The organism is Providencia sp. PROV080, from assembly GCF_033688105.1.
In the GTDB taxonomy this organism is placed as follows: domain Bacteria; phylum Pseudomonadota; class Gammaproteobacteria; order Enterobacterales; family Enterobacteriaceae; genus Providencia; species Providencia zhejiangensis.
The window spans coordinates 1,312,474-1,326,117 of the sequence record NZ_CP096346.1 but is presented as its reverse complement, the minus strand read 5'-3'; the positions used below and the strand labels follow the sequence as shown (position 1 = coordinate 1,326,117).

Annotated in this window: 11 protein-coding genes and 1 pseudogene; 8 read left to right on the top strand and 4 right to left on the bottom strand. The window is 43.2% G+C overall.

Annotated features, from left to right (window positions below):
• Positions 1-53 precede the first annotated feature (53 nt).
• A complete protein-coding gene (btuF, locus tag M1F03_RS05740) occupies positions 54-887 on the top strand; it encodes a vitamin B12 ABC transporter substrate-binding protein BtuF (protein ID WP_154623407.1) in 834 nt (277 codons plus the stop codon).
• A 34-nt stretch (positions 888-921) separates the two neighbouring features.
• On the opposite strand, the gene erpA is transcribed toward btuF, so the two are convergent.
• Entirely contained in the window at positions 922-1,266 is a 345-nt protein-coding gene (gene erpA / locus M1F03_RS05735; RefSeq protein WP_154623408.1) for an iron-sulfur cluster insertion protein ErpA, read from the bottom strand.
• A 222-nt stretch (positions 1,267-1,488) separates the two neighbouring features.
• Between erpA and hemL the strand changes: the two genes are divergently transcribed.
• Positions 1,489-2,778: a glutamate-1-semialdehyde 2,1-aminomutase gene (hemL, locus tag M1F03_RS05730; protein WP_154623409.1), complete on the top strand. Its 1,290-nt coding sequence runs from the start codon at positions 1,489-1,491 to the stop codon at positions 2,776-2,778.
• 235 nt (positions 2,779-3,013) lie between these two features.
• Here hemL and mrcB read toward each other — a convergent pair whose 3' ends face one another.
• Positions 3,014-5,527, bottom strand: a complete 2,514-nt coding sequence (mrcB, locus tag M1F03_RS05725) for a bifunctional glycosyl transferase/transpeptidase (protein ID WP_154623410.1) — start codon at positions 5,525-5,527, stop codon at positions 3,014-3,016.
• Between the two features lie 120 nt (positions 5,528-5,647).
• Positions 5,648-5,827: a hypothetical protein gene (locus M1F03_RS05720; RefSeq protein ID WP_251463764.1), complete on the bottom strand. Its 180-nt coding sequence runs from the start codon at positions 5,825-5,827 to the stop codon at positions 5,648-5,650.
• A 71-nt stretch (positions 5,828-5,898) separates the two neighbouring features.
• Between M1F03_RS05720 and M1F03_RS05715 the strand changes: the two are divergent.
• A pseudogene (locus M1F03_RS05715) lies at positions 5,899-6,593 on the top strand (beta-eliminating lyase-related protein).
• Positions 6,594-6,619: 26 nt separating this feature from the next.
• Here the strand turns inward: M1F03_RS05715 and hrpB are convergent.
• Positions 6,620-9,115 carry an ATP-dependent helicase HrpB gene (hrpB, locus tag M1F03_RS05710; protein WP_251463763.1) on the bottom strand — a complete coding sequence of 832 codons (2,496 nt, stop codon included), beginning with the start codon at positions 9,113-9,115 and terminating at the stop codon, positions 6,620-6,622.
• A gap of 59 nt (positions 9,116-9,174) precedes the next feature.
• Here hrpB and sfsA point away from each other — a divergent pair, with 59 nt between their 5' ends.
• The 5 genes from sfsA (at position 9,175) to folK (ending at position 13,641) form a co-directional block, all read left to right on the top strand.
• The gene (gene sfsA, locus M1F03_RS05705) at positions 9,175-9,885 is read left to right on the top strand and encodes a DNA/RNA nuclease SfsA (RefSeq protein WP_163860830.1); all 711 of its coding nucleotides are present in this window, start codon (positions 9,175-9,177) and stop codon (positions 9,883-9,885) included.
• 197 nt (positions 9,886-10,082) lie between these two features.
• On the top strand, positions 10,083-10,538 hold the full coding sequence (gene dksA / locus M1F03_RS05700) for an RNA polymerase-binding protein DksA (RefSeq protein ID WP_004922522.1): 456 nt from the start codon (positions 10,083-10,085) through the stop codon (positions 10,536-10,538).
• Between the two features lie 62 nt (positions 10,539-10,600).
• The gene (gene gluQRS, locus M1F03_RS05695; protein ID WP_154622203.1) at positions 10,601-11,491 is read left to right on the top strand and encodes a tRNA glutamyl-Q(34) synthetase GluQRS; all 891 of its coding nucleotides are present in this window, start codon (positions 10,601-10,603) and stop codon (positions 11,489-11,491) included.
• A 307-nt stretch (positions 11,492-11,798) separates the two neighbouring features.
• Entirely contained in the window at positions 11,799-13,148 is a 1,350-nt protein-coding gene (gene pcnB, locus M1F03_RS05690) for a polynucleotide adenylyltransferase PcnB (protein WP_208852759.1), read from the top strand.
• A 1-nt stretch (position 13,149) separates the two neighbouring features.
• Entirely contained in the window at positions 13,150-13,641 is a 492-nt protein-coding gene (folK, locus tag M1F03_RS05685) for a 2-amino-4-hydroxy-6-hydroxymethyldihydropteridine diphosphokinase (RefSeq protein ID WP_154622204.1), read from the top strand.
• Positions 13,642-13,644: the final 3 nt, after the last annotated feature.

Genomic DNA, 13,644 nt, shown 5'->3' with positions numbered 1-13,644 from the left:
GCATAAATGCTTAATATTTATGCTTTTTTGTTACTTTTAAAGGCAATCATCCCATGAAATGGCCCTTCAATGCATTCAGAGCGATACTGGCCTTATTGCTACTCTTATTTTTTAACTCATCAGTCATTGCAGAGACAAAACATCGTGTGATCAGTCTTTCACCGGCGAATACTGAGTTAGCTTATGCGGCTGGCTTAGGAGAAAGTTTAATTGCTGTCAGTGCCTATTCTGACTATCCGGCTGAGGCTAAACAATTAGAACAAGTGTCTGATTGGCAGGGCATCAATGTCGAACGAATCATTGCATTAAAACCTGATTTGATCTTGGCGTGGCGAGGAGGTAACCCTCAGCGTCCACTAGACCAGCTCGCCGCTTTAGGGATTCCAATTATCTATTTTGACCCAAATAATATTGAGTCCGTCATTTCTGCCGTAGAACAACTAGCGAATTACAGTCCAAAACCTCAGATTGCAGAACAATCTGTTGCTGGCATGCGTGAACAACTCCACCAATTACAACAACGCTATGCACAACAAGCACAGCCTAAAAAGTCGGTATTTATTCAACTCGGTACCCAACCTCTATTTAGCACAGGTAATAACACGATTCAAAACGATATCGTTTCCCTGTGTGGCGGTGACAATATCTTTAAAAATAGTGCAGTACCATGGCCTCAAGTGAGTCGAGAGCAAGTTCTTGCTAGAAAACCTGAAGTGATCGTGATGAGTGGGGATCCAACACAAGAAAACGCAGTACAGCAATTTTGGCAGACACAACTGCCTATCCCTATTATCCGTTTAAATGAAGATTGGTTTCATCGCGCTGGGCCACGTGCATTATTCGCGGCGCAATCTTTGTGTGAACAACTCTATCCAGACAATAAATGAGTGAGAGGGGGATTCCCCTCTCAACAGGTAGGTTTTAAACGCTGAATGAAGAACCACAACCACATGTCGATTTGGCATTTGGGTTGGTGACAATAAAACGAGAACCTTCTAGGCCTTCAGTATAATCAACGCTTCCACCAACTAAATACTGTAGGCTCATTGGATCAACAACTAAGGCAACACCTTGTTTTTCGATCGTCATATCGCCATCATTTATTTGGTCGTCAAAAGTAAAGCCATACTGGAAACCACTACAACCACCACCGGTAATGTAAACACGTAGACGCAGGTTTGGGTTGTCTTCATCAGAAACTAAGTCTTTTACTTTAATTGCTGCCGCATCAGTAAACTGCAATGGCAGAGCTGCATCATCACTCATTTTGTACTCCAGACCGATCAAGCGGTAATTCAGTGTAAGCAGATAGCCTACTCAGATCAATGAGCTAATTATCCGCCAGCTTAGTCATTGATTCAAGCCCTGTGACATAATTCAACACATTGTGCATAGCAATCAATGGATTTGGTTTAATTGGTTCAGTGCTTTAGAATAGAGCCACTATTTTATTCAGCTTATTTATCAGTCCCTATTCAGGAGCCCTGCATGAGCCAATCTTTAAACCTATATAATGAAGCGCAACAGCTTATCCCTGGCGGCGTCAACTCACCTGTCCGTGCTTTTAACGGCGTTGGCGGTACACCTCTGTTCATTGAACGTGCTGACGGCGCTTATATTTTTGATGTTGATGGTAAAGCTTATGTCGACTATGTCGGCTCATGGGGCCCAATGGTGCTCGGCCATAATCATCCTTCTGTCCGCGATGCCGTAATCAAAGCGGTCAACAAAGGCTTAAGCTTTGGCGCCCCAACGGCTGCTGAAGTTGAAATGGCTAAATTAGTTTGTGAGTTAGTGCCTTCTATCGATATGATCCGTATGGTGAACTCAGGAACTGAAGCGACAATGAGCGCTATTCGACTTGCGCGTGGCTACACCGGCCGAGATAAAATTATTAAATTTGAAGGCTGTTATCATGGCCACGCTGACTGTCTGCTCGTCAAAGCCGGATCAGGTGCATTAACCATGGGTGAACCCAATTCTCCGGGAGTGCCCGAGGATTTCGTTAAACATACACTAACATGTACCTATAATGACCTTGCATCTGTCCGCCAAGCTTTTGAAAATTACCCAGAAGAAATTGCTTGTGTGATCGTGGAACCCGTTGCTGGCAACATGAACTGTGTGCCGCCAACGGCTGAGTTTTTACCTGGTCTACGTGCATTGTGCGATGAATTTAATGCATTACTGATTATTGATGAAGTGATGACTGGCTTCCGTGTTGCTTTGGGCGGCGCACAAGACTACTACAATGTACAGCCAGACCTGACGTGCTTAGGTAAAATTATTGGCGGTGGTATGCCTGTAGGCGCATTTGGTGGCCGCTATGAAGTTATGGAGAAGCTAGCCCCTATTGGCCCTGTATATCAAGCAGGTACACTGTCGGGTAACCCTGTAGCGATGGCGGCTGGATTAGCTTGCCTCAATGAAGTCTCTCAGCCTGGGGTTCACGCTCGACTCACCGAGCTTACCGAAAAATTAGCTCGTGGTTTAGAGCGCGTATCGAAAGAGCAAGGTATCCCACTGGTCATCAACCATGTAGGTGGTATGTTTGGTATTTTCTTCACTGACGCTAAAACCGTCACTTGCTACCAAGACGTCATGAAGTGTGATGTTGAACGCTTTAAAACCTTCTTCCACCTCATGTTAGAACAGGGAATTTATTTAGCCCCTTCTGCATTCGAAGCCGGATTTATGTCAATTGCGCATAGCGATGAAGACATTGAAAAAACAATCGAAGCCGCAGAAGCTGCCTTTGCTAAAATGGCTGCTGCTTAATTTTCTTGCAGCAAATAAAAATGCCCCTTAACAGGGGCATTTCAGACTGCGGACAAACCTATTATATTTGGCGGCAAGTCGAATAGGTTTTGAAAATAAACGAGGAAAATCAATTTATTGATTTTCGGCTGATAACACAAAGCGGGAAAAACCACGCTTTTATCCCGCTTTGTCAACAACCTCAAATGCCCCTTAACAGGGGCATTTTTGATTCTTGATAGCGCAAGAGATTCAATCAATTATTTCCAAACATCTCTTTTACCCAGTCAGGCGCATCATCTTGTGCTGGCTCGGCATGATTATTCAAATCCCACACAGGTTCTTGATGCGAAGACGACTGACATAAAGCATCAGGATTATCTGTCCAGATCGGTAGAACACGGCCACCACCAAACTCTGAACAGTTAAATTGGCCATCTGGCATGACTTTCATATCAACGATCCCTTCAGGAGGACGATTAAACAGAGCCAGTGGGGCTTGGTTATCTAAATAACGTTGATAGACCCTCAAAGCACCAGTTGAACCCGTTAATTGTGTTGGTTCATTGTTATCTCGACCAATCCAAACTATCGCGACTTCTTTACCGTCAATTCCAGCGTACCAGCTATCACGTAAATCGTTTGTGGTACCTGTTTTCCCAGCTAGGTTGTATTTGCCAAACTTGGAGAGTAAGACGCGCCCTGTGCCTTGTTGAACCACTTGTTGCATACCGTATAGGGTGAGATAAGCCGCTTGTGAAGGTATTGCACGTTCCGCAGATGGGTAACTTTGATAAATTTCAGTTCCATCACCATCAATAACAGAGCGCAGCGCAGACAATTTAGCGCGGTTACCATTACCACCGATCGTTTGATATATTTGAGCCACTTCAGCTGGCGTTAGGTTTACAGCACCAAGTAGCATCGCGGGGACTTTTTCTATCGCCGCGGCTGGAGCACCTAAACGAACAAAAATATTCACGATCTGATCAAGGCCGACTTCTAACCCTAAATTGACGGTTGGAATATTTTGTGATTTTGCGAGTGCATCAACCAACATCATTCCACCAGTGAAATTACGGCTATAGTTTCTCGGTTTCCACGTCTGGTTACCGACTTTCACCGATAAAGGTTCATCTTTCAGCCAAGTATTTAAACGAAAACGGTCAGGCTCATTCAATGCGGCTAAATAAACGGGCGGTTTCGCTAATGACCCGATGTTACGGCGAGCATTCAGTGCACGGTTAAAACCAGAGTATTGCGGCTGTGAACCGCCTACCATCGCTCGAACTTCACCGTTAATGCGGTCAACCACAACCATCGCACCTTCAATATCATTTAGCTTACGATCTTTACGTAACTGAGCCACCCCGGCTTCAACTGCATTTTCTGCTGCTGTTTGCGCGACAGGATCTAGCGTGGTAAAGATTTTAGCGCCTGACAGCTCTTTAACTTTATCACCTAATTTTTCATTCAGTTCCTGACGAACCATTTGCATAAAAGCAGGCTGAGAAGCGACCAAACCTTCCCTTGGTTTCACACCTAAAGGACGTGCGCTAAGAACCTGATACATTTCATTGTCGATAACATGGCGAGTTTCCAATATTTTCAACACAATGTTACGGCGTTTTGTCGCGTTTTCCGGTTTCGTCCAAGGGTTATAAGTTGACGCGCCCTGCACCATGCCAACAAGTAGAGCTTGCTGGTCTAAACTTAACTCATTAATTGGGCGTCCAAAATAATACAGACTTGCTAATGGGAAACCACGAATTTCATCATTACCGTTTTGCCCTAAGAAAACTTCATTCAGGTACAATTCGAGAATACGGTCTTTGCTATAGTTGTAATCCAACAACACAGCCATAATGGCTTCGTTAGCTTTGCGCTTAAAGGTTCGCTCATTGGTTAAAAATAGATTTTTTACCAACTGTTGCGTCAAAGTACTGCCCCCTTGCACAGATTTACCTGCCACTAAGTTCGCGACTACTGCTCGACCGATTGAGTAAAGGCTTACCCCATCGTGTTCATAGAAGTAACGATCTTCAGTCTCAAGTAGAATTTTCACCAAAGACTCAGGAAAATCAGACAAAGGTAAAACTAAGCGCTGCTCATTATTAGCCGATTGCATCATCGTGATGAGCTTCGGATCTAAACGGAAAAAACCAAATGAACGGCCATTTTCCATATTTTCGATCTTCTTCAGCATCCCTTGATCAAATACCATACGTGCCAATATCTGACCTTCTTTTTGATCAGGGAAATTAAATGGACGACGCAGAATTTCAATCGTATTGCCTTTTACTGAAAATTCACCTGAATTGGTGATTTTGGTGACCTTACGGTATTGCATACCTTCAAGTAAACGCACCATTTCAGCTTGGCTATAATCCATGCCTGGTTCAAGGTTAACCATTCGGCCATATACAGCAGCAGGTAAATCCCAAACTTTGCCATCAAGGCGTTCCTTGATTTGCTGGTTTAGATAAAATGCATAAGCGCCAAGTAACACGGCAAGGACAATAAAAATTTTAACGAGCAACCAAAACCAACGCCATTTACTCTTTGGTCGGCGGTTTTTATTACCGTTATTTTTTTTCTTAGCCATTAGCTCGCCCTCTTCATCATCGAGGTCTTGCTCATCAATATCATCGTCATCAAATAACTTTTCATCATAATCATAGTCGTCACGGCGGCGACGTGAATTTAGCTGTTTCTTTTTGGTTGACGGTTTTTTACGTCTACCGATAGGTTCTAAATCTTTACCGGACATGGTCGCTCCATATCACCCAAATTCTGCACTGACTTCCCGTGATTTTGACTCAATATACTCAAGTGTTCACAGAAGAAAGCTCTTAATTACATTTCATTACGTTACCTTGCGAGACATTATTCATCCGTCGCAGATATCTATTAGAGCACAAAACAACCTCATTTCGCACTTATCTTTATCATTCGCTGCATAGGCACCACTGAATTTTATCCCAAAAATCGCCAGCGACATACCAACACGCCAAAAAAAACAAAATTCCTTATAGCTTACTAATAAAAAAAGAATATTTTCAACTTTCATAAATTATTTTCTAATCAAAAATAACCAATGAAGTGTTTTTTAAATAATTTATTAACCTGTGGAGTGTTATTATGCTGTATCCAGTAGAACCTTACCGAATAAAGAGTGTTGAAACACTATCAATATTGTCGCGACAAGCAGGCAAAATAAAAATTCATGAAGCTGGCTATAATCCTTTTCTGTTACGTTCGTAAGATATTTACATCGACTTATTGACTGACAGTGGGACGAATACAATGTCTGACAAACCGTGGGCAAGTTTGATGACTGGAGATGAATCCTATGCTGGCAGTCAAAACTTTTATCAACTTGAACACGCCGTACAGCAGCTCTTTGGATTTAAATAGTCATTCCGACACATCAAGGATGCGGAGCTGAAAAGCAAGCCGCGAATGTTCCTATTATTGAACCTATTGGTGGACATGGCGTCTTTTTAGATGCTCGGCGTTTTTGTCCACACTTAACACAAGATCAATTTCCAGCACAAAGCTTATCTGCAAGTATCTACCTTGAAACCGCTGTACGTAACGTGGAACGCGGTATTATCTTGGACGGACGAGATAAAAAAACAGGGGAAAACCTTCGACCAGCACTGGAAACCGTTCGTTTGGCCATCCCTCGTAGAGTCTATACCTATGCACATTTAGATTGGGTTGCTAACGGTATTATTCACTTATACCAACAAAAAGAAAAAATGAAAGGGCTTAGATTTACCTATGAACCCAAGCGGTTACGCTTTTTTACAGCGCGTTTCGAGTATATTTAGCGCTGTATTTTTCTATTCGCATTCATTTAATGCTTTTCAATGTTATTTAGCGCTTTTTTAGTTTTATTCGTTGGTCGCGTATTAACAGGGTCATCTGGCCATAAATGTTTTGGGTAGCGACCTTTCATCTCTTTTTGTATCTCACGATAACTGCCTTGCCAGAATGCGCCCAAATCTTGGGTAATTTGTAATGGCCTCATTGCAGGTGACAATAAAGACACCGCTACAATCACCTTACCATGAGCAACGGTTGGGTTAGAGGCTTGTCCATACATTTCTTGCATACGAATTTCCATCATCGGCGCTTTATCTAAAGAGTAATGAATATTCACAGAGCTCCCTGAGCCTGATAAATAATGTGTCGGTAATGCATCATCTAACCATTTTTTCTGCTGCCAATCTAAACGATGCGCTAAGAGTGCTCCGACATCAATCGCTTGCAGTTGTTTACGATGAGTAATACCTCTGAGATAAGGTGCTAGCCAAGACTCTAACGAATCCAACAAGGTCGCATCATCAACATCCGGCAAAACGACATCAGGAAACCATTGTTTCGCCAATTGGCAACGAATACGTAGCTGGTGAGCAGAAGAATGCCAATCCAAACTACTCAAACCATTCTGGCGTAACCAATGCAACAATGCCTGTTCAATCTGTTTACTATCAGGATTAGTCAATCTTTCTGAATGTACCACTAATTGGCCACATTGCAGCCGCCGCCAAGCTATCAATGTGCCTTTTTGTTCATCCCACTCCACCGTTTCTTGTTGAAAAAATAAATGGGGGCATGCCTCTCGCAAATTGTCTATTTCAATCGCAACCGCTAAGGCTATTTTTGCATCTGCTGAGCTTTCTGGCAGCCATAGCATAGGTGCAATCAGCCATTCTCGACCTGATAATGTCTCCTTCTCATCTAACGATGCACCTAACCCACTCGCTAATTGATAACGACCTTGATTATCTCTATTTTTGGCTATCCGATCAGGGAAACCAACGGCTAGCAAAGTAGGTAACCACTCACTAATTAAAGCATGTGCTTTTCCTACAGCAGCCGTCACTTTATGGCCACTCAACAAGGAAGCACGTCGACACCAATTTTCAGTTGGTCTTTCTAAATAGTCGTGAATATCACATCTTCCCTGACGAGGTGGCTCTTCTAAAATAGCCACGAGTAAAGCGGCTAGCTTAACGACCTCATCGTTCTGACTTTGTTGAGCCTGATATAATATCGCCGCTGTCCGCACCGAGCTACCTGACTCGGCCATTCCACGACCTACCGACGTTAATTGCCCATGTATATCGACAGCCTCTAATCGGTACAGTAAATCTTTAGCGGCGGCAATCGCGGGGCGAGGTGGTGCATTCAGCCATTGTAGCTGCTCCGTCTCTTGGCAACCCCATTGCAACAGCGATAACCATAGGGAGCTTAAATCACTGTGTAATATCTCTGCCTCACTGTATTTCGCAGCGCGTTCAGCCTGTTCTTGGCTAAATAAGTGCCAACAAACCCCCGCCTCTAAACGTCCTGCTCGCCCTGCTCGCTGCACCATAGAAGCTTGGCTAATCCTTTGTTTAACCAGTTTAGTCAGCCCCGTTCGAGGGTTAAAAACCCCTATTCGTTCAAAACCACTATCAACGACCAACCGAATGCCTTCAATGGTAAGGCTGGTTTCTGCAATATTCGTTGCTAAAACAATTTTACGCTTCCCTGCTGGCGCGGCTTGAATAGCCAGTTGCTGCTCTTTTATAGACAGTGCACCATACATCGGACATAAAAGTATGTCCTCACTCACTATTGAGGAGAGTTCTGTCAGTGTTCGCTCAATTTCACCTACCCCAGGTAAAAACAGTAACAACGACCCTTTCTCTCTTTGACACAGTTGCCAGACCGCATTAGCGACCTCTTTATGAAATAGTTTATTGCTATTTATAGGGTAAAAATACCGTTCAACGGGGTAAGTACGCCCTTCTGATATCACAATAGGTGCATTTGGGAACAACCGGTTCAACCCTTGGTCATCCAAAGTGGCTGACATTAATAAAATCTTTAAATCATCGCGTAATGCCTGTTGTGTATCCAACAATAGTGCTAGCCCTAGATCCGCCTGCAAACTGCGTTCATGAAATTCATCAAGAATGACTAAACCAATCCCTTCTAACATTGGGTCACTTTGCAACATTCTGGTCAAAACACCTTCAGTCACGACTTCAATACGCGTATTTGAGCTCACTCGGCTTTCCGAACGCATACGTAGCCCTACTGTGTGACCGATTTCTTCACCTAATTGCTCAGCTAAACGCATAGCAACACTACGTGCGGCAATACGGCGTGGTTCTAGCATGATAATACGCCCCTCAATCACACCACTGTTCAATATAATTAGTGGTAAAACAGTGGATTTACCCGCACCAGTTGGGGCATGCAGTAGAACTTGAGGTGACTTTTCTAAAGCGGTGAGTAAGGAATTACTAACGTCATGAATAGGTAACACGCGGATGATAGCTCCAATGAGGTTTAACATTTGCTGATAAAGATTGTAGCATTGCCGATTATTTTCTGAAGACTTATTGCGGAGACGATATGGAGTTTATTCCCTCGTTACAGCCAGCCACACTGATTAAACGCTACAAGCGGTTTTTAGCAGACGTCATCACGCCTGAAGGTCGTGTGATGACCATTCACTGTGCAAATACGGGTGCGATGACGGGTTGCGCGACACCTGGGGATACTATTTGGTATTCAACATCAAATAATACAAAACGAAAGTATCCCCATAGCTGGGAACTCACACAAACCTCGCAAGATCATCTCATCTGTATTAACACGTTACGCGCAAATCAGGTAGTCGCGGAAGCGTTGTCGCAAAATAACATTCCAGAATTATCCGAATATAGTGTAATAAAGCCTGAGATGAAATATGGCTCTGAAAATAGTCGTATTGATTTCTTTTTATCTGGTGATGGGTTACCTGATTGTTTTATAGAGGTTAAATCTGTTACTTTACTGGAAAATAATTGCGGTTTTTTCCCTGATACCGTCACTGAGCGAGGACAAAAACATTTACGTGAATTAACAGTAATTGCTAAAGAAAAAAAAAGAGCCATACTGTTGTTTGCAGTTTTGCATACGGGAATCTACGAAGTTTCGGCTGCGGCTCATATTGATAAGCAATACGCAAAACTTTTGGGTGAAGCTATCGAAAATGGTGTCGAAGTTCTTTGTTATCACGTAGATATCAATACACAAAAAATGCTATTGGGTAAAAACATTAAGTTTATAGCTGTTAAATAATGGTCGTTATATCGCTTAACAAAGCGAGGACGAATGGGTTCTGGGGGCTTAAAAAGGAATAAACACGCGCGCCTTCACAGCATTACAAAACTCATTGCATGAACGATTGCCAAGAGGGCACTCTTCTGCTATTTATAGCGACCTTAATTTTTCCCCCTTTGGGGTTTTGTGAAATTTGCGTGTGTAGGAGAAGCATTATGCAAGAAGGGCAAAAACGTAAGACATCGTCCTTAAGCATTCTCGCCATTGCCGGGGTTGAGCCCTATCATGAAAAGGCTGGCGAAGAGTACATGAACGAAGCCCAGTTGGCGCATTTTAAGCTCATTCTCGAAGCATGGCGCAATCAACTCAGGGATGAAGTAGACCGGACAGTTACTCATATGCAAGATGAGGCGGCTAACTTTCCAGATCCTGTTGATCGGGCAGCCCAGGAAGAGGAATTCAGCCTTGAATTACGCAACCGGGACCGTGAACGTAAGTTGATTAAGAAAATCGAGAAAACGTTGAAGAAAGTCGAAGAAGATGATTTTGGCTTCTGCGAATCTTGTGGAGTGGAAATCGGTATCCGTCGTTTGGAAGCCCGCCCTACCGCAGATTTGTGTATCGACTGTAAAACATTAGCAGAAATTCGCGAAAAGCAAATGGCTGGCTAATCGCTAATTATGGAGTCCTTAACGGCGCACCTCACATTGCGCCGTTATAAGGAAGTCTAATAATGAAGATCCCCTCGTCATCCTATGTTGGTCGCTTTGCACCCTCTCCCTCTGGTAATCTTCACTTTGGCTCTCTTGTTACTGCCTTAGGTAGCTATTTGCAAGCTCGTGCCCAGCAAGGTAAATGGCTAGTGCGTATTGACGATATTGACCCGCCCAGAGAGGTGCCTGGAGCTGCTGCAAACATTTTAAAAACATTGGAACATTACCAACTGTATTGGGATGAGCCTGTACTGTATCAATCAAAACGTCATGATGCTTATCGAGCCGCATTAGATAGCCTGCGTCAGCAAGGAAAAAGTTATTACTGCACCTGTTCACGTCAACGCATAAAAGAGCTGCAAGGGCATTATGATGGGCACTGCCGTAATTTGTACCTGCCTAATCACGACGCTGCCATTCGCTTAAAACAAACCCACCCTGTTTACCAGTTTACGGATCGATTGAGAGGAGAAATTTATACTGAAGCCAATATTGCTGAGGAAGATATTATTATTCATCGAAAAGATGGCTTGTTTGCTTATCATTTAGTCGTGGTTGTTGATGACCACTATCAAAATGTCACGGAAGTGATCAGAGGAGCCGATCTCATCCCCGCCACCTCACAGCAAATTTCGTTATATCACCATCTTTCATTACCCATTCCTGATTATGCCCATTTACCATTAATCCTAAATCATGATAATAATAAGCTCTCAAAGCAAAATCATGCTACAGCACTACCTATGACAGATCCTCGCCCAGTAATATGCCATGCGTTAAAGTTGTTAAATCAGCCTTCAATCGAGCATTGGCGGGACTTAAGCACGAGTGAGATTTTAAAAATCGCAACCGATAAATGGCAACTCAAAGCGATCCCATCTCATGATATTATTGATGATGCTTATAACTGAAAATGACTTTTATGCGTTTAAGCATTCTCAAAGAAAGGCCAGTAGGCTATGATTAGCCGCTTATTTTGTTTAATGAATATTAGTAACGATATCGAGGTGTACTATTTTTAACCGAGTAGCAAATTTCTGCCGCAATATTTTATCGCGAAATGACAAGGACACGCGTGACGCACAGGCAGCCGGTGAAAGGCCAGTCACTTATTCTGATACTGCGATAGCAAAGTCCGTAGAGCAGAACACTAAACAAACAAAAACCACGGTTCGTCATTCCAAGCGTGCCGGCATTCAGGCAGAGAAACCAGAGACAATGACGACTGATACGGATGAAAACATCACCATAATTCCGCGTTCAGAGCATACTATTTCACGCAGTGATATTAGTGATAATGCTTTGAAGGTACTTTATCGCCTAAATAAAAGTGGTTTTGAAGCCTATCTTGTTGGCGGCGGCGTGCGTGACTTACTCCTTGGTAAAAAACCCAAAGATTTCGATATTACCACTAACGCAACCCCAGAACAGATTCGTAAATTATTCCGTAATTGTCGGTTGGTGGGTCGTCGATTCCGCCTCGCTCATATTATGTTTGGGCCTGAAGTGATTGAAGTGGCGACTTTCCGCGGCCATCATGACCAAAATGAATCCGAAGACAAAAATCTCTCTCAGCAAGCCAAAAATGGTATGTTGCTACGCGATAATATTTTCGGTTCAATCGAAGAAGATGCTATCCGTCGAGATTTTACTGTTAACAGCCTCTACTACAATATCGATGATTTTTCTGTTCGTGATTATGTCGGGGGATTAAACGATCTTAAAGCGGGTATTATCCGCCTAATTGGTGATCCTGAAACGCGCTATCGTGAAGATCCTGTTAGGATGTTACGTGCGGTACGCTTTGCCTGTAAACTCAATATGCGAATTGAGCCAAAAACGGCTCAACCTATCGAACGTCTTGCTCCGCTATTACGCGATATCCCTTCCGCAAGGCTTTTTGAAGAATCATTAAAGCTATTACAAGCCGGACAAGGCTACGCAACCTACCAGATGCTAAAAGAGTATCATCTATTTGAGCAACTCTTTCCGGTTATTAGTAGCCGCTTTAGTAGCAACAATGATTCTCCAATGGAAAAAATCATTGAGCAAGTGCTCAAAAATACTGATTTTAGACTAAAAAATGATAAGCGCGTTAACCCTGCATTTTTATTTTCAGCCATGTTATGGTATCCGGTTACTGAACATGCTGAAAAGTTATCTCAAGAAGGTGGCCTAGCTTACTACGATGCCTTTGCACTCGCGATGAATGATATTCTTGACGATCAATGCCGTTCGATTGCCATACCAAAACGGATCACCACAACCATGCGTGATATTTGGCAACTACAATTACGTCTACCTCGTCGTCAAGGGCGTCGCGCCAATAAATTAATGGAGCACCCTAAGTTCCGTGCTGCATTTGATTTATTAGAATTAAGAGCTAACGTTGAGCGTCGAAATGAGCTACAAGAGCTTGCTATATGGTGGGATGATTATCAGCGTTCAAACAACACCAAACAACGTGAAATGATTGCAGAATTAGGTAGTGCGCCAGTGCGTAAGCGCCATCGCCCACGTAAATCTTCATCTGGCGCTCGTAAGCCTAATAAAACTCAGGAGTCATAGAATGGAATTGGTCTATATTGCAATTGGCAGTAACCTTGGTGAGCCGTTAAAGCAAGCTCAACAGGCTATTGAAGCTTTAAATGCTATTCCAAAGAGCCGTGTAGCCAAAACATCGTCTATCTATCGCACCAAACCACTCGGGCCACAAGATCAAAATGATTTTCTCAACATCGCGGTGCTACTTGAAACTGAGCTTGAGCCTGAGACGTTGCTTGACCATACACAACGTATCGAACTCGAGCTTGGTCGAGTACGCAAAGCTGAACGCTGGGGTCCGAGAACACTTGATCTCGATATTATGCTTTTCGGTCATCAAGTTATTAATACACCAAGACTAACCGTACCTCATTATGGGTTAAAAGAGCGTGAATTCATGTTATATCCGCTCTATGAGATCGCCCCTAACCTTATTTTTCCTGATGGTGAACAACTATCAGAAAGGCTCACACATGTTCCACGTAACGGCCTCACTTATTGGGATATCACCGTCTAAACA